This is a genomic window from Mesorhizobium sp. GW821-FHT07A06 (assembly GCF_059419085.1).
In genome coordinates this window covers 54,272-77,383 of sequence record NZ_JBWKRC010000012.1, presented here as the reverse complement: position 1 = coordinate 77,383, position 23,112 = coordinate 54,272, and the positions used below count along the sequence as shown (strand labels likewise).

20 protein-coding genes and 1 pseudogene are annotated in these 23,112 nt (G+C 60.4%); 6 read left to right on the top strand and 15 right to left on the bottom strand.

Annotated features, from left to right (window positions below; genetic code table 11):
* Nucleotides 1-531 precede the first annotated feature (531 nt).
* Nucleotides 532-1,587 carry a hypothetical protein gene (locus tag AC07SZ_RS28630; RefSeq protein ID WP_494916907.1) on the top strand — a complete coding sequence of 352 codons (1,056 nt, stop codon included), beginning with the start codon at nt 532-534 and terminating at the stop codon, nt 1,585-1,587.
* Here the strand turns inward: AC07SZ_RS28630 and AC07SZ_RS28625 are convergent.
* Nucleotides 1,577-2,218 carry a hypothetical protein gene (locus AC07SZ_RS28625; RefSeq protein ID WP_494916906.1) on the bottom strand — a complete coding sequence of 214 codons (642 nt, stop codon included), beginning with the start codon at nt 2,216-2,218 and terminating at the stop codon, nt 1,577-1,579. The two genes, AC07SZ_RS28630 and AC07SZ_RS28625, sit on opposite strands and share 11 nt — an antisense overlap.
* 583 nt (nt 2,219-2,801) lie before the next feature.
* Here AC07SZ_RS28625 and AC07SZ_RS28620 point away from each other — a divergent pair.
* Nucleotides 2,802-3,201, top strand: a pseudogene (locus tag AC07SZ_RS28620) (YitT family protein); the annotation flags it as partial.
* 170 nt (nt 3,202-3,371) lie between these two features.
* Here AC07SZ_RS28620 and AC07SZ_RS28615 read toward each other — a convergent pair.
* From AC07SZ_RS28615 to AC07SZ_RS28575, 9 genes are read right to left on the bottom strand one after another with little or no spacing between them, the layout of a single operon-like run.
* A complete protein-coding gene (locus AC07SZ_RS28615; protein ID WP_494916905.1) occupies nt 3,372-3,941 on the bottom strand; it encodes a DUF2478 domain-containing protein in 570 nt (189 codons plus the stop codon).
* 29 nt (nt 3,942-3,970) lie between these two features.
* Entirely contained in the window at nt 3,971-5,176 is a 1,206-nt protein-coding gene (locus tag AC07SZ_RS28610) for a molybdopterin molybdotransferase MoeA (protein WP_494916904.1), read from the bottom strand.
* A gap of 47 nt (nt 5,177-5,223) precedes the next feature.
* Nucleotides 5,224-5,508, bottom strand: a complete 285-nt coding sequence (locus AC07SZ_RS28605; protein WP_056566733.1) for a hypothetical protein — start codon at nt 5,506-5,508, stop codon at nt 5,224-5,226.
* Between the two features lie 10 nt (nt 5,509-5,518).
* Nucleotides 5,519-6,421: a peptidylprolyl isomerase gene (locus AC07SZ_RS28600; protein ID WP_082582542.1), complete on the bottom strand. Its 903-nt coding sequence runs from the start codon at nt 6,419-6,421 to the stop codon at nt 5,519-5,521.
* Nucleotides 6,422-6,424: 3 nt separating this feature from the next.
* Nucleotides 6,425-7,204, bottom strand: coding sequence for a respiratory nitrate reductase subunit gamma (narI, locus tag AC07SZ_RS28595; RefSeq protein ID WP_494916903.1), 780 nt, complete (start codon nt 7,202-7,204; stop codon nt 6,425-6,427).
* A gap of 14 nt (nt 7,205-7,218) precedes the next feature.
* Nucleotides 7,219-7,923, bottom strand: coding sequence for a nitrate reductase molybdenum cofactor assembly chaperone (gene narJ / locus AC07SZ_RS28590; protein ID WP_494916901.1), 705 nt, complete (start codon nt 7,921-7,923; stop codon nt 7,219-7,221).
* Complete coding sequence (narH, locus tag AC07SZ_RS28585; RefSeq protein ID WP_056566745.1) at nt 7,923-9,449, bottom strand: nitrate reductase subunit beta; 1,527 nt, start codon at nt 9,447-9,449, stop codon at nt 7,923-7,925. The genes narJ and narH overlap by 1 nt, the downstream gene beginning before the upstream one ends.
* Nucleotides 9,446-13,189 carry a nitrate reductase subunit alpha gene (locus AC07SZ_RS28580; RefSeq protein ID WP_494916899.1) on the bottom strand — a complete coding sequence of 1,248 codons (3,744 nt, stop codon included), beginning with the start codon at nt 13,187-13,189 and terminating at the stop codon, nt 9,446-9,448. The genes narH and AC07SZ_RS28580 overlap by 4 nt, the downstream gene beginning before the upstream one ends.
* Nucleotides 13,190-13,204: 15 nt before the next feature.
* Nucleotides 13,205-15,943 (bottom strand): nitrate/nitrite transporter, encoded by a 2,739-nt coding sequence (locus AC07SZ_RS28575; protein WP_494916897.1) that lies wholly within the window; start codon nt 15,941-15,943, stop codon nt 13,205-13,207.
* Between the two features lie 168 nt (nt 15,944-16,111).
* Between AC07SZ_RS28575 and AC07SZ_RS28570 the strand changes: the two genes are divergently transcribed.
* Nucleotides 16,112-16,834, top strand: coding sequence for a cyclic nucleotide-binding domain-containing protein (locus AC07SZ_RS28570; RefSeq protein ID WP_056566754.1), 723 nt, complete (start codon nt 16,112-16,114; stop codon nt 16,832-16,834).
* Between the two features lie 252 nt (nt 16,835-17,086).
* Here the strand turns inward: AC07SZ_RS28570 and AC07SZ_RS28565 are convergent, their stop codons facing one another.
* Together AC07SZ_RS28565 and AC07SZ_RS28560 are read right to left on the bottom strand one after the other, a co-directional pair.
* On the bottom strand, nt 17,087-17,425 hold the full coding sequence (locus AC07SZ_RS28565) for a hypothetical protein (protein WP_494916895.1): 339 nt from the start codon (nt 17,423-17,425) through the stop codon (nt 17,087-17,089).
* A gap of 4 nt (nt 17,426-17,429) precedes the next feature.
* On the bottom strand, nt 17,430-18,587 hold the full coding sequence (locus tag AC07SZ_RS28560; RefSeq protein ID WP_494916893.1) for an NnrS family protein: 1,158 nt from the start codon (nt 18,585-18,587) through the stop codon (nt 17,430-17,432).
* Between the two features lie 262 nt (nt 18,588-18,849).
* Here AC07SZ_RS28560 and AC07SZ_RS28555 point away from each other — a divergent pair, with 262 nt between their 5' ends.
* Nucleotides 18,850-19,239 (top strand): hypothetical protein, encoded by a 390-nt coding sequence (locus tag AC07SZ_RS28555; RefSeq protein ID WP_056566881.1) that lies wholly within the window; start codon nt 18,850-18,852, stop codon nt 19,237-19,239.
* A gap of 312 nt (nt 19,240-19,551) precedes the next feature.
* Here AC07SZ_RS28555 and AC07SZ_RS28550 read toward each other — a convergent pair whose 3' ends face one another.
* The 3 genes from AC07SZ_RS28550 to AC07SZ_RS28540 are packed head-to-tail and all read right to left on the bottom strand — an operon-like array spanning nt 19,552 to nt 21,933.
* Nucleotides 19,552-19,806, bottom strand: coding sequence for a DUF2249 domain-containing protein (locus tag AC07SZ_RS28550; RefSeq protein ID WP_082582543.1), 255 nt, complete (start codon nt 19,804-19,806; stop codon nt 19,552-19,554).
* Nucleotides 19,807-19,843: 37 nt separating this feature from the next.
* Nucleotides 19,844-20,428, bottom strand: coding sequence for a UbiX family flavin prenyltransferase (locus tag AC07SZ_RS28545; RefSeq protein WP_056566763.1), 585 nt, complete (start codon nt 20,426-20,428; stop codon nt 19,844-19,846).
* Nucleotides 20,425-21,933 carry a UbiD family decarboxylase gene (locus AC07SZ_RS28540; RefSeq protein ID WP_056566885.1) on the bottom strand — a complete coding sequence of 503 codons (1,509 nt, stop codon included), beginning with the start codon at nt 21,931-21,933 and terminating at the stop codon, nt 20,425-20,427. Before AC07SZ_RS28540 ends, AC07SZ_RS28545 begins: the two co-directional genes overlap by 4 nt.
* 151 nt (nt 21,934-22,084) lie before the next feature.
* Between AC07SZ_RS28540 and AC07SZ_RS28535 the strand changes: the two genes are divergently transcribed.
* Both AC07SZ_RS28535 and ubiT read left to right on the top strand, forming a co-directional pair.
* Nucleotides 22,085-22,528: a hypothetical protein gene (locus AC07SZ_RS28535; RefSeq protein ID WP_082582544.1), complete on the top strand. Its 444-nt coding sequence runs from the start codon at nt 22,085-22,087 to the stop codon at nt 22,526-22,528.
* A 62-nt stretch (nt 22,529-22,590) separates the two neighbouring features.
* Nucleotides 22,591-23,103, top strand: coding sequence for a ubiquinone anaerobic biosynthesis accessory factor UbiT (ubiT, locus tag AC07SZ_RS28530; RefSeq protein ID WP_494916890.1), 513 nt, complete (start codon nt 22,591-22,593; stop codon nt 23,101-23,103).
* The last annotated feature ends 9 nt before the right edge of the window (nt 23,104-23,112 follow it).

Below are 23,112 nucleotides of genomic sequence, written 5' to 3'. Positions count from 1 at the left end.
TCGATCGCGGGTTCGAAATAGGGCATCGAAAATAGTGACGTCCACTAGCTCAGGGTCGTCACGCGTAACTTCCAGATTATTGCCTAAGCGAAGGGGATAAGCGATGTGAAGCGCATCTTATTTCCTCTTTCCATATTTTTTATTTCCTGAAACACCTTTGTTCGCCTTTTTCTTACTGTCTCTACTGAGCTCTTCGAATGTCTTGACCCGAGGAATCTTACCTTTTCTTTTTACCAAAGTCATTTTCCCCTCCACCTTAAGGCATCAGGGCTAACACTCCGCTCCGTGGGGCGCAAGATCGTGTTGGCCCACTGTCCTCGACACGGTGCCCGCGGGAAAATCCTCGAGCATTTCCTCGAACGAGTCCTGCGAAACGCGCCAGCGAAATAGGTCGGATGCGGATGGCTGTGCAAGCGTGACTAATGTAACAGAGGCTGGCGGGATTTTTGGGGGCTGACATTGTCGAAGGGTAATCGAAACCGCGCGGCGTCTCTTCTTGCGGCAACGGCCATCGTCGGGGCGGGATACTTCGTGCTGCCGGAAGCGTTCGATGCCGTCCGGACGTTCCAGAAACAGGGCGAAGACCCCAGCGCATTTGCGGAATACCAGTTGAGGCGGGTTTCCGCCGACGAGTATGTCCGCCAGATTGATCAAGCTATCGCGGAAGGCGATGTCGAACTTGCCGCCAGCATCAAGGCGCTGGCAGTCAGTCAGGCAGTGCCGATCCCCGCAGGGGTCCAGGTTCGCATCGATGCCGCAGCGGCAGCTGAAGGAGGCGTGGCGCATGACGTGTGGGACGGAATCACAACGGGAGAGGCGAAGGGGTGGGCCGGATTCTCTGCCGCGGTCGTTTCCGATTTCATCGTCGTCGGGGATCTCAGGGACCTCGCCAAGGAGGCGGCGGCATATCCTGACTACGATCCGCTCGTGGTCGCCCTTGCGGCGACGGGCGTGGCCCTTACCGGATTGACGGCCGGGACCATGGTTGGAACTCTCCTGACCGGAGGAGCCGCTGCCCCGTCGATAGGAGCCGTCGGCTCGGGCAAGGTCGGCGTCTCCGTTTTGAAAGCCGCCAGGAAAATGGGCAAGCTGGACCCTCGGCTGGCGGAGGAATTGACTTCTCTGGCCAGAAAATCGATCGACGGCGAAAAACTTGGCTCGCTGGCTGGCTATGCGCGAAGGCTGGACTGGGACGGCCTTGTTGCCGCGACCGGAAAGGTTGTCCGCAAGGAGGCCGTGAACCAGCTGTCCACTGGCGCTGAAGCATTGGGCGCCGTCGCAAAGAAGCAGGGTTACCGGGCAACGGTCCAGACGCTTGGGGCCGCACGGTCCACCCAGGAGGTTCAGCGCCTTGGCAAGCTGTCCGAGAAATTCCCCGCTGGATACCGGGGGCTGCTGGCTCTCGTTCCAACGGCCGCGGGCGCGCTCGTTTGGGGTTCCAGCATTCTGCTGACCATGGCGTCGTGGGCGGTTTCCGGGGTGCTCTGGCTTCTTGGGACGGCCTATTTCCTGTTTCGGATGGTCCGGTTCGCGGTCAGGGCCGCCAGGCGGCGCAGGGGCTTGGCGCCGCAAGGGGTCATCGGCTGACGACGCCTGAATAGGAGAGCATTTCCCCGGAAGGCCCCAGATCGATGTAAGCCCGTCTGGCGCGCTGCCCCACGGCCATGAACACCAGTCGGTCGCCGTGCGCTTCCAGAAACCTCAACGCAGTCCCGTCCGCGTCGTAGTGGGTGATGTCCGATCCGCCCGTTTCCCGCATTCCGGTCCGCTCCATGAACTGCTCGTTCGCCCTTGTCACGGAAAACGCCCTGAGCCGGGATCTCCTCTCCAGCAGGCCCCGGCACAGCCCGGCCGCGCCCCCTGCAATCGGCATCGCAGCTGCGACGGCGACTGCAGCCACCGACGCGTCCGGCCCGACTGCAAGCCCTGTGAGAATCAGCACGCCGCCGCAAAGACCTGCTCCTGCTGCAATGAGAAACAGGTTCCCGAGAACGGTTTTCAGCAAGGTGCCGACCGGACCTCGATCATGTCCTCTGACCAGTCCGCGCATTCCGGCGAAGGGCAGCGCGGCGGCAGCGATGACGACCAGGAGAAAGATTATGAAGCCGCTGTTGCGCCTGGTGAACCGCCAGGCGTCATGCCCGATCGACAGTCCGTATCCCGCGACAGCGGCCCCGCCGACGCCAGCGGCGATCCCTGCAAGCCCATGATGTTTCAACGGCCACCCCATTGCCCTGAGTTGCATTGATCGCCGATCATCGCTTGAAAATCAACGACCTCGCTCTCTTCTGGGCCGGAAACGTGTGCCGCTCAGAAGTGAACTAGGAACCACAATCAGCTCGGCGGCCACGGCGAGATTGGGATGGCTATGAAGGGCTGCCATCCCAATGCTTCAGCTTCATGCTCCGAATGCGGTTGACGCCTCAGCATGATCTCGAACGGTTCCCAGTTGATCGCTTACCCATGCAGCGTGCGTTCTTGCCCTACGGCCTCCCCGCCAACCATTGGCGTGCCGCGATAGCGTTTCTTCTACAAGGCCGTTGGCTGGAGAATCCGGGCTATCCGCATCCCTGGCCAAGCAGGTAATGAAGTTTGGGACACGCTGATTCAGATGAGCTATTCCTTCCGACCAGCGCGTTGTCAGGACAAACGCGTTGAGCCTGTCCTTATTCGAGGCTGTGCTGCTCGACGCCCTTGTGCGCGGTGGAGGGCGCGAGGCGCTCATCCTCGCAGCGGGCAAGGGGCGCGACGGGTGGGCCGAGACTACGAACTCAAGCCGATCTCAGTCGGCTCAGGCGTCTTCCATCCCACGAATGGACGGGCGTTTCACAGTCAATACGTTTCTCGCCGTCAGCCTCGTTTCCCTGTTGTCGCGATTATCGGCACGCTGGGTCGAATTTTCCCTACTAGATCCCACCTACGCAGCCGTGGTTGGCGGTGGCCTGTGCGGAACGGGGCTTTTGATTCCATTTCGCCACCGTACTGGTCTTGGCGGCATCAATATCCTGGCCATCTTTCTCCAGGAGACCTTGGGGATTAGGGCCGGCTACTTCCAGCTTGCCGTTGATCTCGGAATCCTCGGCGCTGCCTTGTTTGTCCTGACCACCCGATCATCTGGTGCTGTCGATCCTTGGCGCGGCGATCGTCAACATGATCATTGCCATCAATCACAAGCCTGATCGCTATCTTGGCGTCACCTAACGTCGGATGGGCAGACCGCTGGCGAACGACCCACCCAAACCGAAGTCATTAAGTACGTGTTGGGCGTGGCCAGCGTGAGGCCCTCAACTTCGCACCAAGTCCCAACCGAAGCACCGCATTGCCGTCGGATGGAAGCGGCGGTAGGCATTGGGAACTCGCTGACGCGGAATTCATGCAACCTCTGTCTTCGTTTCGCTCATCAGCGACCAATGCGACAGCAGACGTTCCGCTGCCGTAAGCGGATTGGATACGATCTCGGACAGGTCCATTTCTCGTGCAAGCCCCGCAGAGAATTCGCGGAACGGCAATAAGTTGATGAGGGGAACACCTATCAGGACGGGAACGGATAGCTCAAGCGCCCTGGCAATCAGCGATCTAAAACCGCCGCCTTCAACCTCTGTCTTTCCGAATTTGCAGAGGACCAGCAAGGCGGTCTGGCTTGACAACTGCGCTTCGGCAACCGTGCAGGCGCGGAGCAACCGATCGGTGTTCAAAACGCAGCCGCGTGCTTGAGGACCTCGATCATCTGATATCGCATGAAGCTCACCTGTGGCGAGGTCCCGAAGATACATGTCGCATTTCAGGCGACCTGGTTTCGGCTCACTATGCTGGATGAGGCCGGCCAGCCGCATGCCTTGCTCGGCCGTGGCACCGGTGAATTCCTGCAAAAAAGCTTCGAACTTCGGACCGTCTGAATAAACGATCGCGGTGATTGGGCAACCAAGGCGGCCGATCTGCATGCGAGAGTTTCCTTCCGTAAGAATTTGCGTCAGTTAACATCGAACCGCGGCTGGTCGAACGGAAGCACTTCGAGGGGCGTCCCAACTTCGACGGGCGTTGACGCGCCGGGCACAACGGCAACCGCATCCGCGAATACCAACGGCATCATTCTGTGCGAGCCATCCGGCCCGCTGCGGTGTGCGGTCAATCGACCCTGCTCGACGTTCAAACGGACCGGCAGCAGTTCCGTGCGATCTGGTTTGCGGGGATGTGTGAAGTTTATTTCGGCCGTGATGCGGTTCGCTGGAGCTTGACCGAGAAGCGCTTTCATCATCGGGCGCACGAAAGCGAGCGCGCCAAACGCTGCAGCTTGTGGGTTGCCGGGCAGTCCTATGAAATACGTGCCTGCAAGCGTGCCGAAAGCCAGCGGCTTTCCGGGCTTCATCGCCACCTTGACGATGTCGAGGCCACCTCCGGCACGTACGACGGCATTGCGCACATGATCTTCTTCGCCGACCGACATACCGGCGGACACGATGACGAGATCGGCCGCTCCAGCGATGCTTTCGAGTGCTTGCGCGATGGCAGTCAGGTCGTCACGAACGGTTAGGGACGTGACATGGACGTTGGGCCCCGCCAGCAGTGTGCCGAGCATTGGGCCATTGCTGTCGTAAATGGCGCCAGGCGGAAGCGGTTCGCTTGCATCGCGAAGCTCGTTACCGGTCGCGAGAACCACGATCCGCAAGGGGCGGACAACCGAAACCGTCGCAATGCCAAGGGCGCTCAGCAGCGCAACTTCTGTCCAGCCGATCACGCGGCCTGGCCGAAGGATAGTCGTGCCCTGTTTTACGTCCTCGCCAACCCTTCGAATGTGGGCACCGGCTTCGATGTCGAGCCCGAACTGCACGATGTCACCCCTGCGGGTTGCATGCTCCTGCATAACGACGGTATCCGCGCCGCCTGGCAATGCGGCACCAGTCATAACGCGATGTGCTGTCCCCGGTGTCAACACGTCCGGTTTGTCGCCAGCGCACGTGCGCCCGGAAATAGGCAGGACCAAAGGCATGCCCTTCTTGCCCGACAGGCGGAAGGCATATCCATCCATAGCCGCCTGATCGAATGGCGGAAGGGCACACGGAGCTTCGATCGTCGCGGCCAGGATGCGTCCTACTGCACGCGCCAACGGCACGTCTTCCTGCCTGTTGAGCGGTTCAGCAAGTGCAACGGCAACGGCTCGAGCGGTTTCAAACGACATTATCTGCGCGCCTGAGCGGAAGCAGTCGTTTCGTAGTGCACCCATCGTCAGACAGCCTTCGCCGCGGGCAGGGACTTTTCGAGAATTGCACGCATGGCCGCCAGGCCAGGATCTTTCGCTCGATTCATGAGACCAATGAGCTGGGTCCAATGATCATCGGATGCGGTGTCCACGAAATTGCGAACGGCCGAGCCGACGATCTCGGCTGGCAGGCGACCGGACGCCTCAGCCGCCGCAGCCAATCGGGTCAACAAGACGGGCTCGTCGAACGCTGCGACAAGACCCATGGCGACTCTAGGATCTTCCAGCGAGGCTATGAGGTTTCCGAGCATCGCGCCGTCCTCACTGTACCAACGGCGAAGATGAGCCGTCGATCTCAATCCCGCTGATATCCGCCTGACCGACAAGCAGAGAGACGTATTGCGCCGTCGCTTGCCGAGTGACGTGCTCGGTCAAGTAGGCTGCGATGCGCTCCCGCACGACGTCAAACGGGAGCTGGCGGCCGTCGATCCTTCGCGTCAGGCGAATGAGGTGGACGCCGTAACGTGTCTCCACCGGAGGCGAGATGTCACCTGGGGCGAGTTGAATCAGGGCGGCTTCGAATTCCGGCGTCGTGTCCCCCGGCCCGATCTGGCCGAGGCTGCCGCCAAGCGCGCCCGATGGGCAATCCGAACAGTCCTGCGCCAGCGCTGCGAAACGCTCCGGTGCGCTTGCCAGCGCCGATCTGAGCGACAACGCCTTTTCTCGCGCCGCGGCGAAAGCTTCGTCTTCATCGCGACGGGCGCCGATGAGGATGTGATCGGCTTCGTAGAGCGATGGCGTCACGAAGCGGCGAAGGTTGTTCTCATAAAAGCGACGCAGCATCTCCTCGTCCGCTTCCGGCACACGGACTTCGCGTTCGATGAGGCCGCGCACTTGGGCGTCTTCCACTGTCTCCCGACGCCCGTCCTCATCGGTCTTCTGCTCAACGCCGACATCGAGTCGCCGCGCTTCCTGCAGAAGCAATTCGCGAATGACCAGTGCGCGCGTCGCCGCTTTCCAGCCCTCACCTGGATTGCGAGCGGGAAAGTTCTGCACTTCGGCGGCGATCGCCTTGCGCGATATCGCCACACCGTTGACGGTCACGGGCGGCATAGCCACGCGTTCGCGAGATGGAGTCGTGTCAGGTGTCGCCGGTCGGTGCTCGTGTGGATGTTCGCAGGACGGTGCGCGGCTGGCCGCGTGATCGATGATGAGAGCGGTCATGACTTACTCCGCAGGTTGGCGGGCGGGACGAGCAACTGCGGGCCGCACCGACACAGGAGATCGAGCTGTTGACATGGGGGTGCGCACCCGTCGCCCCGCAAAACGCGTGCGCACTACCTGATAGCCGGGGCGCCCGAGATACCAGATCGGAGCACTCCATACGTGAACCAGCCTTGTGAACGGGAAGACCAGGAAGATGGTCATGCCGAACAGAAGGTGTGCCTTGAAGATCGGGTTGACGTCGGCGACATAGGCTGCGGCCGCTGGCTGTAAGGTGAGAATGCCCTGCGCCCAGTTCATGAATTTCACCATCTCGTGGCCATCCATATGACCGAGCGAGACGAAGATAGTGGAAAGGCCAAGAGTGAGTTGCAGCCAGAGTAGCAACAGAATGGCGATGTCGCCGGGAGCGGATGTGTTGCGGATGCGGGCATCGAACAGCCGACGATGAGCGAGAAGCGCGATACCGACGAAGCAGGCAACGCCGGCGATGCCGCCGACGGTGATGGCGAGCCCCTGCTTGAAACTGTGAGAGATGCCGAGCGCGTCAAACACCCAGATCGGCGTCAACAGGCCGACGAAATGCCCCGCGAAGATCGCCAGGATACCCACATGGAAGAGATTGGAACCCCAGCGGAGCTGCCGCCGTCGCAAAAGCTGGGAGGAACCTGTCTTCCAGGTATACTGCTCGCGGTCGAAACGGATCAGGCTCCCAAGCAGGAAGACGGTCAGGCAGAAATAGGGATACCAGCCAAAGAGCACGTCGTTGATTGCGTTGGACATCGCTTGCCTCCCGGTCAGGCCAAATTATGCCGCGCGTCGCGGTTCGCCGCGCGCATCTGGATTCTCAGCCGATCGACGGAACAGCCGTCGGTCGCATTTCCTGGACCGAAAGTGACGGCGGTTTCTTCCCAGGCGGCATCGATGGAAGCCAGGTCGTCGGGCTCGTCATTGAACTCGACCGTGTCGGCGATCACAGCGGTTTCGTATATGATCGAGAGCGCGGCCGTGAACACGGCGGCATAACCTCCGGTTCGCTTGGCCAGCCTTTCCTCAAGCAGCGAGAAGATATGGGCGGTTTCCTTGAGCAGGCCACGCGCCTCCTCGAGCGGGCGAGCGGACAGAAACTCAAGGAAAAGCGGGATGAAATCGGGCAACTCGTTTGCCGCGATAAGAAGTCCGCCGCGTTGATAGTGCTCGAGCAGATCGACCATCGCCTGTCCACGGTCACGGCTTTCGCCGTGGATGTGCTCGAAGAGATGCAGCGAGTGGCGACGCGTCTTGTCGAACAACTCCACATAGCGCTCCTGGAGATCATACAGATCCAATGTGCCCAGATCGGCAAGCAGAGGGCGCAGTTGCTCCCTTGCTTCGACCGATATCAGCCCCTCGGCCTCGATCGCCGCGATAATTTCCGGGATTGCCGTGGAAAGGTCCTCCGTCGGATAGGCAAGGAGTGCAGAGAGCGCTCTGAACGCCCTGTTCGAGGTCGGGTCGCTCATCACGCGATCTCCATCGGGTTGGTTGGTCGCTTGGTCTGCTTGGTGCCAAAGAGGTTCGTCTCCGTGGAGCCGCTCGAGCAGCCGTTTCCGAAGGAGAAGCCGCAGGAGCCGCGCATGTCCTGAGCGTCTTCACTCCATTCGCGGTGTGCCGTCGGGATGACGAACCGGTCCTCGTAATTCGCGATCGCCATGACCTTGTACATTTCGTCGATCGCCGTTCCCGTCAGGCCGACCCGCGCCGCGATCGACTCGTCGAGGCGACCGTCGATCGTCTTTGCCCGCATGTAGCTGCGCATCGCCAGCATGCGTTCGAGCGCGAGAGCAACAGGCTCCTCCTTGCCCGCCGTCAGCAGATTGGCGAGATACTGGAGCGGGATGCGCAGGCTGCGCACATCAGGCATGTCGCCGTCGACGCCCATCTTGCCTGCGGCGGCCGCCGACTGGATGGGCGAGAGCGGCGGCACATACCAGACCATCGGCAAGGTGCGGTATTCCGGGTGCAGCGGGAAGGCGATTTTCCACTCCATCGCCATCTTCCAGACGGGCGACAATTTCGCCGCTTCCAGCCAGTTGTCAGGAATCCCGTCAGCGCGGGCCTGGGCGATAACGACCGGGTCGTTCGGATTGAGGAAAACGTCGAGCTGCGCCTGATAGAGATCCTTTTCATCGGGAGTGCTGGCAGCCGCCTCGATACGGTCCGCGTCGTAGAGGATCACGCCGAGATAGCGAATACGCCCGACGCAGGTTTCCGAACAGACCGTCGGCTGCCCCGCCTCGATGCGGGGGTAGCAGAAGATGCACTTCTCCGATTTTCCCGACGACCAGTTATAGTAGATCTTCTTGTAGGGGCAGCCGGAGACGCACATGCGCCATCCCCGGCATTTGTCCTGGTCGATCAGGACGATACCGTCCTCCTCGCGTTTATAGATCGCTCCCGAGGGGCATACAGCCGCGCAGGTCGGATTAAGGCAGTGCTCGCACAATCGCGGCAGGTACATCATGAAGGTGTTTTCGAACTGGCCGTAGATGTCCTTCTGGACGCCCTCGAAGTTCACGTCCTTAGAACGCTTCTCGAACTCCCCGCCGAGGATCTCCTCCCAGTTCGGCCCCCATTCAATCTTTTCCATCCGCTCGCCGGTGATCGCCGAACGTGGACGGGCCGTGGGGAACGCCTTCGATTCCTTCGCCGTGTGCAGATGCTCGTAATCGAACGTGAACGGCTCATAGTAGTCGTCAATCTCCGGCAGGTCGGGGTTGGCGAAGATGTTGGCAAGGATGCGCCATTTGGCGCCCATCTTCGGCTCGATGCGGCCGTTCTTCTTGCGCCGCCAACCGCCGTTCCACTTCTTCTGGTTCTCCCACTCCTTGGGATAGCCGACACCGGGCTTGGTCTCGACATTGTTGAACCACGCGTATTCGACGCCTTCCCGGTTGGTCCAGACGTTCTTGCAGGTGACGGAGCAGGTGTGGCACCCGATGCATTTATCGAGGTTCAGCACCATCGCAATCTGAGCGCGGATTTTCATTCTGCAGCCTCCTTCGGCGCTTCGGATGCGAGCGGCCCTTCGAGCCAATCGACATTGGCCATCTTGCGGACGACGATGAATTCGTCGCGGTTCGAGCCCACGGTGCCGTAATAGTTGAAGCCATAAGACTGCTGGGCGTAGCCGCCGATCATGTGGGTAGGTTTCAGCACCGTTCTGGTGACCGAGTTGTGGATGCCGCCCCGATTGCCGGTCATCTCCGATCCTGGCGTATTCACGATCTTTTCCTGGGCGTGATACATCATCATCATGCCCGGCTTGATGCGTTGGGAGACAACGGCACGCGCGGTCAGCGCGCCGTTGATGTTGAAGACCTCGACCCAGTCATTGTCGACTAGGTCGGCCGTCTTGGCGTCGGTCTCGGAGATCCACACCACCGGGCCGCCGCGGTTGAGCGTCAGCATCAGCAGATTGTCCGTATAGGTGGAATGAATGCCCCACTTCTGGTGGGGCGTGATGAAGTTGAGGACGATTTCCTTGTGCCCGTTGGGACGGACGTCCTTGATGCCCGGGATCGTCTTGAGATCGACTGGCGGCTTCCAGGTGACGAGCCCCTCGCCGAAGGCCCTCATCCACAGGTGATCCTGGTAGAGCTGCTGGCGGCCGGTCAATGTCCGCCACGGGATCAATTCGTGGACGTTGGTATAGCCGGCGTTGTAACAGACCTTCTCGCTTTCGATGCCGGACCATGTCGGCGAAGAGATAATCTTGCGCGGCTGTGCCTGGATATCGCGGAAGCGGATCTTCTCGTCTTCCTTCGGCAAGGCGAGGTGTGCATGCTCACGGCCGGTGATTTCCGACAAGGCCTCCCAGGCCTTGATCGCGACCTCGCCATTGGTCTCCGGCGCCAGCATGAGAATGACCTCGCAAGCGTCGATGTCGGTCTCGATCTTCGGCAAGCCCTTGCCCGCACCATCGAGATGGACGCCGTTCAGCGCTCCGAGCGCCTCGACTTCGTGCTTGGTTTTCCAGGCGATGCCTTTGCCGCCGTTGCCGATTTTCGTCATCAACGGGCCCAGCGCCGTGAACTGGGCGTAGAGATTGGGGTAATCGCGGGTTACAACCGTCACCGACGGCATGGTCTTGCCCGGGATTGGCTCGACTTCGCCGAGCTTCCAGTCTTTCACGTCGAGTGCCTGGGCCATCTCGGCCGGGCTGTCATGCTGGATCGGAGTAAGAACCACATCCTGCTCAACGCCCAATACCTCGCGGGATACTTCCGAGAAGGCCTTGGCGAGGCTCTTGTAAATCTCCCAGTCGGAGCGCGACTCCCAGGCAGGATCCACCGCCGCCGACAGCGGATGGATGAATGGATGCATGTCGGACGTGTTGAGGTCGTTCTTCTCGTACCAAGTGGCAGTCGGCAGCACGATGTCGGAATAGACGCAGGTGGTCGACATGCGGAAGTCGAGCGTGACCAGGAGGTCGAGCTTTCCCTGCGGCGCCGTCTCGTGCCAGACAACTTCGGTGTTGCGGACCGCCCCTTCCGCGCCGAGGTCCTTACCCATCACACCGTGAGTGGTGCCGAGCAAATGCTTGAGGAAATATTCGTGACCCTTGCCGGATGAGCCGAGGAGATTCGAGCGCCAGACGAACATGTTGCGCGGCCAGTTGGCGGGATCGTCGGGATCATGGCAGGAGAGTTCCAGTTCGCCGGATTTCAGCGCCTTGACGACATAGTCCTTCGGCTCAAGGCCGGCGGCTTCGGCCTTGGCGGCGATCGTCAGCGGATTCTGCTTCAGCTGGGGCGCCGAGGGCAGCCAGCCCATACGCTCGGCGCGAACGTTGTAGTCGATGAAACTCTTGTTCCAGTCTCCTTCGGGCGCGGTCGGCGACAGTATTTCGGCAGCCGTCAGGGTCTCGTAGCGCCACTGGTCGGTCTGCGCATAGAAGAAGGACGTCGAGTTCATGTGCCGGGGTGGCCGGCTCCAGTCGAGCCCGAACGCAAGCGGTGTCCAGCCCGTCTGCGGGCGGAGTTTTTCCTGTCCCACGTAATGTGACCAGCCGCCGCCCGATTGACCGATGGCGCCGCAGAAGACCAGGAGATTGATGATCCCCCGGTACGTCATGTCCATGTGGTACCAGTGATTCACACCAGCGCCGAGGATGACCATCGAACGGCCGTTGGTTTTTTCCGCGTTAGTGGCAAATTCACGGGCAACCGTGATGATCGCATCGCGCTTTACCCCGGTAATGCGCTCCGCCCAGGCGGGCGTGAACGGCACGTCCTCGTCATAGCTCTTTGCCGCGTGATCGCCGCCAAAGCCACGATCGAGGCCGTAATTGGCCATCATCAGGTCGTGCACGGTGGCGACTGCCACCTTGGAGCCATCGCTCAGCGTGATCCGCCGGATCGGAAGATTGCGCGTGAGGATCTCGCCGTGTTCGGTCGACACAAAATGCTCGGTCGCGCGACCGCCGAAGTAGGGGAAATCGACAGCTACAATCTCGGCTTGCTTGCCAGCAAGGGTCAGCCTGAGCCGAATGTCTTGACCACTACCGTCCTTTTCCTCGAGGTTCCATTTGGCGCCCTCGCCCCAGCGATAGCCTATCGAACCGCGCGGCGAGACGAGTGCATCGGTGGCCTCGTCGATCGCGACCGTTTTCCATTCCGGATTGTTGCTCTCGCCCAAGCCACCAGCGATCTCCGAGGTCCGCAGGAGCCGTTCGGGAACGAACCGACCATCGCGCTCCGTGAGGCGCACCAGGAATGGCAGGTCGGTGTATTTGCGGGCGTAATCGTCGAAATACGGGACGGTACGATCAAGGTAGTATTCGCGAAGAATGACGTGGCCCATGGCCAATGCCAGTGCAGCGTCGGTCCCCTGCTTCGGGTTTAGCCAGATGTCGGCGAACTTGGTCGCCTCGGCATAGTCGGGGCTGACGACTGCGCTCTTGGTGCCCTTGTAGCGAACCTCGGTATAAAAATGCGCATCGGGCGTGCGCGTCTGCGGCACGTTGGAACCCCAGACGATGATGAAGCCGGCATTGTACCAGTCGGCGCTTTCGGGAACGTCGGTCTGCTCGCCCCAGGTCTGGGGGCTTGCGGGCGGCAAGTCGCAATACCAGTCGTAGAATGACATGCACACGCCGCCCATCAGCGACAGGTAGCGCGAGCCCGCTGCGTAGGAGACCATCGACATGGCCGGTATCGGCGAGAAGCCGATGACACGGTCGGGACCATGTGCCTTTACCGTATAGGCATTGGCCGCCGCGATGAGTTCGTTCACCTCGTCCCAGGTAGCACGCACGAAGCCTCCGTGGCCGCGAACCGAGATGTAGGATTGCCGTTTATCAGCATCCTTGACGATCGAGGCCCAGGCCGCGACGGGAGGCATAGTGGCGCGCGCGGCGCGCCAAAGCTTCAGCAGGCGCCCGCGGATCATCGGGTATTTCACCCGCGCTCCGGAATAGAGATACCAGCTATAGGAGGCGCCGCGCGCGCAACCGCGCGGCTCGTGGTTCGGCAGATCGGGCCGTGTGCGTGGATAGTCTGTCTGTTGCGTCTCCCAGGTGACGATGCCGCCCTTGACGTAGATCTTCCACGAGCAGGAGCCTGTACAATTCACGCCATGGGTGGAGCGCACGATCTTGTCGTGCTGCCAGCGCTTGCGGTAGCCGTCCTCCCAAGAGCGATCCTCATTGGTGACGATTCCGTGGCCGTCGGAGAAACTGTCGACGGTCTTGCGGAAGAAGGTTAGCCGGTCGAGAAAATGCGACATTGCTTTTGCCTCTGATTATTCGGCTACGGCCGGATGGACGGACGCACCACGCTTGGCGCGCTCGATGTCGTGAAGAAGGCCGCCCTTGCGAGTGTAGACGGCCCAAGTGATGACGAGGCAGCTGACGTAGAATATCAAGAACCCCCAGAGCGCGGCGCTCGGCCCGCCCGTCAAGGCGATCGAACTGCCGTAGCTCTTCGGGATGAAGAAGGCGCCGAAGGCAGCAATAGCCGAGGTGAAGCCGGTGATGGCGGCGGACTCCTTCTCCGCCTGCCGACGGCGCGTCTCTGCATCTGCTTTGGGCATCAAGCGGCCCATCTCCTTGGCCATGATCACCGGGATCATCTGGAAGGTGGAGGCATTGCCGACACCGGTGGCGAAGAACAGCAGCAGGAACGCCGCGAAGAAGCCAAGGAACGCACCAGGTTGATCCTTGATGCCGATGAACCACAAAACCCCTGCTGCACCCGCGATCATTAGGACGAAGACCCAGAAGGTGACGCGCGCGCCGCCATATTTGTCCGCCAGCCACCCGGTGCCTGAGCGCGACAGGGCGCCGACAAGCGGGCCGAGAAAGGCGAACTGAAGAGCGTTGACGTCCGGGAACAACATTTTCGTGAGCAGCGGGAATCCGGCCGAATAGCCAATGAAAGACCCAAAAGTTCCAGTGTAGAGCCAGCACATGATCCAATTGTGCCGGCGCTGGAAGATGACGGCCTGCTCAGTGAAGGATGCCTTGGCCGAAGCGATGTCGTTCATGCCGAACCACGTCGCAAAAGCCGAGATGGCGATAAACGGCACGAATACGAAGCCGGCATTCTGCAGCCACAGGGGCGCATCGCCCGCCGACCCATTGACGATCGCCGGATCGCCGCCGAGCCAGCCGAAGATTCCAGCGGTTATCGCGAGCGGTACGACGAACTGGACAACGCTGACGCCAAGATTGCCAAGGCCGGCGTTGAGCGCGAGCGCGTTGCCCTTTTCCGCCTTCGGGAAGAAGAATGAGATGTTGGCCATGGAAGAGGCAAAGTTGCCGCCGCCCAGGCCGCAGAGCAACGCCAGCATCAACAGCACGATATAGGGGGTGTCAGGATTCTGCACCGCATAGCCGATCCCGACCGCCGGGATGAGGAGCGACCAGGTCGTGAGGGTCGTCCAGAGCCTGCCGCCGAAAATCGGCACCATGAAGGAATAGAAAATACGCAGTGTCGCGCCCGAGATTCCGGGCAGAGCGGCGAGCCAGAAGAGCTGATCTGTGGTGAAGGTGAAGCCGACGAGCGGGAGCTTGGCGACGACGACGGACCACACCTGCCAGATGGCAAACGAAAGGAGAAGCGCCGGGATCGAAAGCCATAGGTTACGCCTAGCGATCTGGCGGCCGCTTTTAGCCCAGAAGGCTTGATCCTCGGGACGCCAATCGGTGAGAGCACCGCCCGATCGGGCTGCTGTCACTGGCTTGGGCATGCCCTGCATTTCGGGGAACGGCGGGAGCTTGGCGAGGGCTTCGCCAGCGACCCCGCGTTCCATCTGGCGGATGGCGACGTGCATCCACAGCAGCGCACCAGTGACCAGGACAAAGAGCGCCATGAAGCAGCTTGTCCACAGGCCGGTGAGGTCAAGCAGCAAGCCGAACAGGATCGGCAGCAGGAAGCCGCCCAGGCCGCCGATCATCCCGACGAGACCGCCGACCGAGCCAACATGGTCGGGATAGTAGACGGGGATGTGCTTGTAGACCGCAGCCTTGCCGAGAGCCATGAAGAAGCCGAGCACAAATATCGTGATGACGAAGCCGACGAGACTCATCTCCAGGTGGAAGGAGGTCGCGCCGTTGATGCCGTGGACCACGTAGTCGGTCGGTGGGTATGCCAGGATGAAGGTCGCTATGGCCGAAACCAGGAACGTCCAGTAGAGCACGCGGCGCGCGCCAAAGCTGTCAGACAGGTGTCCGCCATAGGCTCGAAAGAGGCTCGCCGGCACCGAGAAGAAGGCCGCGATCATGCCGGCTGTCTTGATGTCGAGGCCGTAGACGTTGATGAGATATTGCGGCAGCCAGAGCGCAAGCGCGACGAAGGCGCCGAAGACGAAAAAATAATAAAGCGCGAAGCGCCAGATCTGCACGTTCTTGAGCGGCTCGAGTTCGAGCCATGCACTTTTCGGCTTTATACCGGATCGCCGACGTTCGACGATAACGGGGTCGTCCTCCGTTGTTAGCCAGAAGATGACGGCCATGACTACGAGGGCTGCTGCCCAGACTTGTGCGACGACCTGCCATCCAAAGGCGACGAGCACGAAAGGAGCAAGGAACTTGGTGACCGCGGCACCGACATTGCCGGCGCCAAAGATACCAAGCGCCGTACCTTGTCTTTCCGGCGGGAACCAGCGCGACACATATGCAACACCAACTGCAAAGGAGCCGCCAGCTATGCCGACGCCGAGGGCAGCCGCCAGCATTTGCGGATAAGTGTGAGCATAGGACAGCAGAAAGGTCGCGACGGCGGCGGCGAGCATGTTCGCCGTGAAGACAATCCGGCCGCCATAGCGGTCCGTCCAGATACCCAGCGCGACCCTTATCAGGGAACCCGTAAGAATCGGTGTGCCGACAAGCAAGCCGAATTGTGTTTCGCTGAGGCCAAGTTCCTGGCGCATGCGAATGCCGATAATGGAGAAGATGGTCCAGACGGCGAAGCAGACCGTGAACGCTGCCGTGCTCGCACCCAGGATTTGACTGGACTTCGGATACACGGTCGTTTGCATCGTCGACGGCCCCTTCGACAGTTTGTCCCGGAAGCGGAATCATGTCCGCCCGAAGCCAAAATGGCCGAACTGGCCCCGCGCGGCATTGATTCAGATCAAAGACCCATGTGACTTTTGTCACGAATGATGCAGCAATAATTATGGAGCCTCGATCAAGGAGACGATCTGATGCAGGGAATGCCGGACAGGGAAGTGGCCCCGGAGGCGCTACCGCTGTTTCGAGCGCTATCCGCGTCCAAGCGAACCGATCTGCTGCGAAACGCCATCGTCCATGGCGTGGCCTCGGGCACCGTCCTGTTCGAGCAAGGTGACGTGCCGAACTTCCAACTCATCGTGCTGTCGGGATCAGCCCAATTGTTTGGACGATCCACTGAAGGTCGTGAAGTGCTGATCGAGGCCGTTCGGCCTCCGGACCTCATCATTCCTGCAGCCGTCGTAACCGGAGCACCCTATCTCATGCAGGCTCGGGTGCCAGAGCCTTCACGCTTTCTGCTGATTAATGCGGCGGTGTTTCGTGCGGCCGTGGAGACAGATCCGTTGTTGGCGCATGCGGTAATCGGAAGCCTCGCGCAACAATTCCGACGCATGGTCCGCCAGGTCAAGAACCTCAAGCTGAGATCCTCGACCCAGCGTGTCGGATGCTATGTCCTGGCCCTTTCGAAGCGGCAGGGCACGCCGGATCGAGCCGTTCTGCCATTTGAGAAGACGCTCATCGCTTCGGAGCTCGGCATAACCCGCGAATCCTTTTCGCGTGCGCTGTCTAAGCTCGGGAGATCGAGCATTAGGGTAAACGGGCAGACGATAGCGATCCTTGACGCTCCCCGCCTTGTTGCCGAATGCAATCCTGACCCGCTTATCGACGGGGCAGATACCGATGATCTCGTGGTCTGATTGACCGAAGTCGCGACAATGGTTGTTTTTGGTTGATCCAAGTCAACGTCTGTCCGTCATTCCTGCAGTCTCTTCAGCCAGTCGAGGAAGGGGAGAACGAATGTGCCAACGGAAAGCTCGACGGTCACTGTCTTAGTGTTGGATGTCTTTGCCTTCTTCGCTGTACTGGCCTACGCGTCGTTCGAATCGCGTCATAGGTCACGCAAACAGCACCGCGCGCTGATCAAAACGGACGAGAAACCTCGCCAAAATTCAATCAAGCCGAAAGCCTGAAGCGCCAAACATGAGATGGCGACCTGTTATCAGGGGAACCTTGAGGATAGGTCCTTGCTCATCCCAGTCCTGCACCGGCGGTCCCGCAACGTACGGATGCATCTTCAACGTCGTCTGCCAGATGGTGGGAAAGTCCGCACCCTTGCTGCGCGTCAAATTGCACTCCCTGACAAGCCTGGAAACAACATCAACCATTGGGAGGCGACCTCTTCGATAAACTGCTGAATCTTCAAAGACACTTTGATATCGGCCGCCCGCATTGACCTCGATCAAATGAGCCGGCTGGCTTCGGTTTTTCTCGGTCTGGTAAGCCGGCATGATCTCACATGTGCGGTATGAGCATCTTACGGAAAGCAATCAGAAACAGACCGAAGGCGACAACCCATAAGGTGCTTGAAAGACTCGTTAGGGGACCGCCGTAGCCGGGCAACAATTCGACCAGGAGGCGCGACAGGCAGCAAATCGTCATCGCCACGAACGCACCGGTCGCCGGAGCCGAAGACGCGAAGGCGCGGCGGCTATGCTTGCGGATCATGCTCGCCATGATGGCGAGAGCCATCGTGCCGATGGCACCGATCGTCCATGCATGAACCGCGGCCGCCTGTCCCAGCCATTCCGGTGCTAGAATGTGGATCGCCAGAAGTCCGAAACCCACGATGATCCAGCCATATCCTATGTGAAGGGCAAGAACCGTCGCCGAGGCCGCGCTTCGCCAGCCGTTCCATTGGGCGGCTCGCATGGTCTGACCGCAGGCGGCAAGCGCGCAGGCAACGCCGGTGAGTTGTGCCTGCGGCGCAACAACCCACAAACCCAAGGCGCACGCTGCCACAACCGCCGCCGCGCACTCCAAGACGGCGGACCGATCGATGAATATCCGACCGCCGGCGCTCTCGAAATAGGCCACCGTCAAAGCCGGCACGACCCGTCCTCCGATGATCATGATGAGGGCGATGATCGAAGCCAAGGCCAGCCGCAGTGCGAATTCTACTTGATAGGACGCTGCTGCGAGCATGTTGCCACCGCAAAAGACAAGCAGCAGAAACAGTATCTTCAGGTTGCGGCGGTCGCGGCTCGCGATCATCCGTCCCGCCGCGATCAAGAGGAGCGTCAGCACCAAAAGCGCAGACAGGGCAAGCCCGGCCGAATGCGACAGAAACAGGAAGGTCCCCCGGCTGCACAGCCATAGAGCAACCAGCAGACGCGTGGTGAGCGGCGAAACCGCGCGTCGTCCTGTCCATCGGGGCAGCGCCGTCAACAGAAAGCCAGTCAAAATGGCTGGAACCATCCCGAACAGAAGCACGTCGCGATGCCAATCGCCGGGGGATATCCCGGTCGGGCCGATGGCCTGTATTCCGAACGTTGACGGCAGCCAGACCGCCGCGCCTACAATCGCGTCCAGCCCCGCGATCAGAAAAAAAGGCCGAAACGGCGCTGACATCTGCTTCGCGTCGAAAGCAAGCACACTCACGTCGGCAGCCATGCAACAATTCCTCCACGGGGATGACTGACACGACGTCCTCGTGCCGCTTCTCAACTCGCAAGATCGGCGGTCGGAAAAAACTCAATCCGAAGGCAATACTGTCGATGATCGATCTGCGTGTTTGCTCCAGCGCAAACAGGCTGCAAAATGGCCGATTATAATCAAAACAATTTTCGAGAACGCGTCTGCCGACTGGTAAGGCGCGCGGCATCTGTTCGCGTTGCGACCGGCTGCGAAACGTCTGCCCCTAGGAGCGAAGAAGATGAAACAAAACGTTCCATTGAGTAGTATTGACGACAGTTCCCGGCGCTTTGCTGACATGGCCGTTGTCGGCAGGCTGGCAAATTTGATCAAGGACGCCCGGCTTGATTGTGAGTGCCGTTCCAGGCTCGACGAGACGCTGGCGCGATTTACGGCTCTGGAAGTCCGGCGCGCGGCACGCGAACATCTTGCCAACGCCCGCAGTCAACGCGAGCGCATCGAAGCCATTCTCTTCTTCCTGCAGGATCTCGATGAAATGGGCGCAGCCGAGCGGGATCGTAGCGTCTACATGGATCTCGCACTCCTGTTTGACGATGTCGCGAGCACCGCAAAGGAGGGTGCATTTTCGATGCGGCAACTCAGTTTGTCCCCAGTGCAGACGGGGCCATAGGTGATCAGCCGCACGAGCTGGTGAAGGCTTCAGGCGGCCCTGTCTACCCGGTTCCGCCGATCGCAGTCCGAACAGTGCCCGCGGCCACCTCCGGCATGGGTGAAAAATCAACACATTTCACAAAGGACAAATCGCGTGAAGAAATGCATGACGCCAACAGTCGCCATGGTCCTCTTCGCCGCCCCGGCGCTTGCCATACCGGGTCATTTTGAGCTTGGAATGAAGGGGGCCCTCGCGGTCACTGCCAACTGAGTCTTGAGGTGAGCAGATCGGTTGATCGTCGTGTGCGACCCCATTTCGTAGAGCTCGACATCACTGCGCAGGTTGAGGTCTTCCTATCTCGATCAGCCATTCTGGTGGCCCCGGTCTAAGGCAAACCCAGATGTGTTCGCCAGCAAAGAACGCTTCGAACTGACGCCTAAGTTTATCAGGATCAAAATCGAGAACGACCACGAATGTCTGACCGGGTCTGAGTCCGTCGAACATTGACAATACAGCGGACTGCTTCCTTTCAGGTGGAAGTTTCCGTACGTCATATGTCGCGCCTTTCGGCTGCAGGAAATTCATCGCAATCCTTGCCCGTTGAGCTAATCCATCAGGACGATCACGCGGCGGCGACTTTCTTTTCGCCCCAACGCGTGAGCTTGTCGCCCGGGTCGACGCCCGCCCAGCCAACCAGCCGGGCAGCCATTTCGACCACCATTTCCTCAATCGAAGCCAGCTTGACGTAGAACGGCGGTACTGGCGGTGCGATGACTGCGCCCATCCGTGCTAGTCTCAGCATCGCGTCGAGGTGCCCTTCGTGGAGCGGCGCCTCGCGCGGCACGATGACCAGCCGGCGCTTTTCCTTCAGGACGACATCGGCGGCCCTGGTGAGAAGATTGTCGCCCAGGCCATGCGCCATCGCCGCCAGGGTCCGCATTGAACAGGGAACGACGATCATGCCATCCGTTCTGAAAGAGCCGCTGGCAATGGGAGCGGCTAGGTCCTGATAGGAATATGCGTGGTTGGCGACAGACATCAGTTGGGCAAGACCGTCGGAGCCGAGTTCATGGGGGATGGCCAATCGCGCGCCCTTGGAGACGACGAGATGCGTCTCCACCCCGGCCCTGACCAACTGACGTATGGTCTCCAGCGCAAGCACTGCGCCGGATGCACCTGTGACGCCGACTATCAACCGTTTGGTCATTGTTGCCTCTGAGCGATCGTTTGCAAAAAAAGCTCGTTCCATCGATGGGATACCTGCTCCTCGATCTCGGCTGACATGGTCAGCTCCTTTCCCCATTCCCGGGAGGTCTCCGATCCAATCTTGCGAGTCGCATCGAGTCCGATCTTTCCTCCAAGCCCCTCGAGCGGTGACGCGAAATCGAGCTGGTCGATAGGGGTCCGGTCCACCTGCATCAGATCGCGCGAGGGATCCATGCGGGTGGCGACCGCCCACATCACGTCTGGCCATGATCGAATGTCGATGTCGTCATCCACCACGACAATCATCTTGGTCATCGAGAACTGCGGCAGCAGGGACCAGAACCCCATCATCACGCGCCTGGCCTGCCCGGCATATTTCTTGGCGATCGAGATAACGGCAATCCTGTAGGAGCAGGCTTCCGGCGGAAGCCACACGTCCACGATTTCAGGTATTTGTTGGCGCAGGAGCGGCTTGTAGACATCGAGCAGGGCGTCGCCGAGGACCGAGGGCTCGTCGGGCGCGCGACCGGTGAACGTGGTCAGGTAATTTGCCCCGTCACGGACGCGAACGCGCTTGAGGTTGAATACGGGGTATCGTTCTGGCGCGTTATAATATCCGGTGTGGTCGCCGAAGGGTCCCTCCAGCGCTGTCTCTGTTGGAGAGACGACACCTTCAAGCACGATTTCCGCACTGGCAGGCACGTGAAGCATAATGCTTTTGCATGGCGCCAATCCGACTCGGCGATTGTTGATCATCCCGGACAGTGCCAGTTCCGACACGCCTTCAGGCGCCGGCATCACCGAGGCAATCAACGTGGCGGGATCTGCCCCGATGACGACCGCCACCGGCATCTCAAGACCCCTCGCCTGCCATATACGATGGTGGGCTGCTCCGCCTCGCATGGGAAGCCATCTGATGATCGCACGATCACGGGCTAGCACCTGCATCCGGTATATGCCCAGATTGTATGTGCTCGGGTCGTCCTCGCCAGGCGGGCGAGTAATGACCACTGGCCATGTTATTAGGGGGCCGGCGTCTCCCGGCCAACATGTCTGGACAGGAAGAAGCGAAAAATCGGGATCGGCGTCCCGCCACTCGCTGGGCGGGGAGACGATCTTCGGCCGCGCCACGAGTGCGCCCCGCGCCGCAGGCAGCATCTGTCGGGCTTGCCGAAGGTTCTGCGGGGCCTGAGGCGACCTCATCCATGCAAGGAGCGCGCCGAGGGTTTCTAGCCCGTGAAGGTCGGTACCTAGACCCCAGGCGACGCGCTCCCGGGTGCCGAAGAGATTTGTGACGACCGGAAAGGCAGACCCGACGCCACGATCGTCGACGGGCGCGGTCAGGCGCAGCGCCGGGCCTTTCGCGGCGATCACCCGCCTGTGGATCTCGGTCAGTTCGAGCAGTGTCGAAACAGGAGCCTCAATCTCCTGTAGTTGCCCGTTCAGATCGAGGTACGAAAGGAATGAGCCGAGATCTGAAAACAAGGGAAGGCTGCGGTGATGCATGGCGGAATCCGGCCCGACCGGTTCGTCGGCGATTAATTTTGCCATCGGGGCTGACGAAGAACTTTGCGCTAGCGCAAAGAGCGAACGATCCGCCCCCGCTATTTTCCCCTCTCATTCCGGAGGCAGGCGATCGAGGCAAAGGGGATTTCTCATGGCAGGCAATCTCATCAGCGAAACTGTCGGAGCTTGGCGGTCCGCAATTTCCTTTCTTGCGGACCGTCGGCGGAGCAGGGCAGCGACAAGAGAATTTTGGGCAATGGGTTTGGATGAGTGCATAGGCATCTTGAATGACATCGGTCTGACGCAGGGCGAATTCGACAAAGCCATGCAGCTGCCGTATGCCTCGGAAGACATGCTGACATCAGCGATGCTCTCAATTGGCATCGATCCGGACAGCTTTGACTCGCGGAAAATCGCGCGGGACCGCTTGATGTCACGGACTTGCATTACATGCCCGCATCGCCGCCAGTGTCATAGTCACAAGGCCGCCTTCGATTTCGAAAGCCATTACCAGGATTTTTGTCCGAACATGGATAATTTTGCGGAGCTGCTCGGCAAAAGGCGCCCCATCCTCTCTCTCGTAAAATTCTCTTGATCGGCCCGAGGAGACAGGCCGTACAAATGCTGCCGAGAAATACCGAAGGAAGATTGCCAACGGTGGTTCGCCATCTTTTCCCCACCATTGCCGCTCTGCCGCTTGGGCCGCTGCTGGCGCTGTCCTTGCGATCCCTGGCCCGGCGAGAGCCTCGACTTTTCGAGCGGTTAGGCGAACACCGTTCAGCCTGCTATTTCATCGACCCGATCGACCTCGCCTTCGCATTTACCGTCGTACCGGACGCGGAGCGCTCGATCGTTCGTGTCGTCAGGAAAAGTGAGGCCGCGACATCAAGCGTCCAGATCAGGGGACCTATTCTGACACTGTTGAGCCTACTCGACGGAACGCTTGATGGCGACGCGCTTTTCTTCAGCCGGATCATCTCGATCAGCGGCCGCACGGAGGCGGTGCTCGCGCTGAGGAACGCGATCGAGGACGCCGAGCTTCGCCCGGCGGATCTGCTCGGCTTGCGCGGCGCACTGGCTCGTCTTGCCGATACGGGAATTCTCGGTGCGCTGGGTGTCGCGCGCCAAATGGCCGATCGCAACTCGAGACGCAAGGCACCAGAAGTATGACAAGCGGAC

Coding starts and splice junctions, on each gene's coding strand:
- narH (WP_056566745.1), bottom strand. CDS start 9,449: ATGAAAATCCGCGCTCAGATTGCGATGGTGCTGAACCTCGATAAATGC.
- AC07SZ_RS28565 (WP_494916895.1), bottom strand. CDS start 17,425: ATGCCGGCTTACCAGACCGAGAAAAACCGAAGCCAGCCGGCTCATTTG.
- AC07SZ_RS28540 (WP_056566885.1), bottom strand. CDS start 21,933: ATGCATCACCGCAGCCTTCCCTTGTTTTCAGATCTCGGCTCATTCCTT.
- AC07SZ_RS28570 (WP_056566754.1), top strand. CDS start 16,112: ATGCAGGGAATGCCGGACAGGGAAGTGGCCCCGGAGGCGCTACCGCTG.
- narJ (WP_494916901.1), bottom strand. CDS start 7,923: ATGAGCGACCCGACCTCGAACAGGGCGTTCAGAGCGCTCTCTGCACTC.
- AC07SZ_RS28545 (WP_056566763.1), bottom strand. CDS start 20,428: ATGACCAAACGGTTGATAGTCGGCGTCACAGGTGCATCCGGCGCAGTG.
- AC07SZ_RS28610 (WP_494916904.1), bottom strand. CDS start 5,176: ATGTCGTTTGAAACCGCTCGAGCCGTTGCCGTTGCACTTGCTGAACCG.
- AC07SZ_RS28560 (WP_494916893.1), bottom strand. CDS start 18,587: ATGGCTGCCGACGTGAGTGTGCTTGCTTTCGACGCGAAGCAGATGTCA.
- AC07SZ_RS28600 (WP_082582542.1), bottom strand. CDS start 6,421: ATGACCGCTCTCATCATCGATCACGCGGCCAGCCGCGCACCGTCCTGC.
- AC07SZ_RS28535 (WP_082582544.1), top strand. CDS start 22,085: ATGGCAGGCAATCTCATCAGCGAAACTGTCGGAGCTTGGCGGTCCGCA.
- AC07SZ_RS28580 (WP_494916899.1), bottom strand. CDS start 13,189: ATGTCGCATTTTCTCGACCGGCTAACCTTCTTCCGCAAGACCGTCGAC.
- AC07SZ_RS28555 (WP_056566881.1), top strand. CDS start 18,850: ATGAAACAAAACGTTCCATTGAGTAGTATTGACGACAGTTCCCGGCGC.
- AC07SZ_RS28550 (WP_082582543.1), bottom strand. CDS start 19,806: ATGAATTTCCTGCAGCCGAAAGGCGCGACATATGACGTACGGAAACTT.
- AC07SZ_RS28615 (WP_494916905.1), bottom strand. CDS start 3,941: ATGCAGATCGGCCGCCTTGGTTGCCCAATCACCGCGATCGTTTATTCA.
- AC07SZ_RS28575 (WP_494916897.1), bottom strand. CDS start 15,943: ATGCAAACGACCGTGTATCCGAAGTCCAGTCAAATCCTGGGTGCGAGC.
- AC07SZ_RS28605 (WP_056566733.1), bottom strand. CDS start 5,508: ATGCTCGGAAACCTCATAGCCTCGCTGGAAGATCCTAGAGTCGCCATG.
- narI (WP_494916903.1), bottom strand. CDS start 7,204: ATGTCCAACGCAATCAACGACGTGCTCTTTGGCTGGTATCCCTATTTC.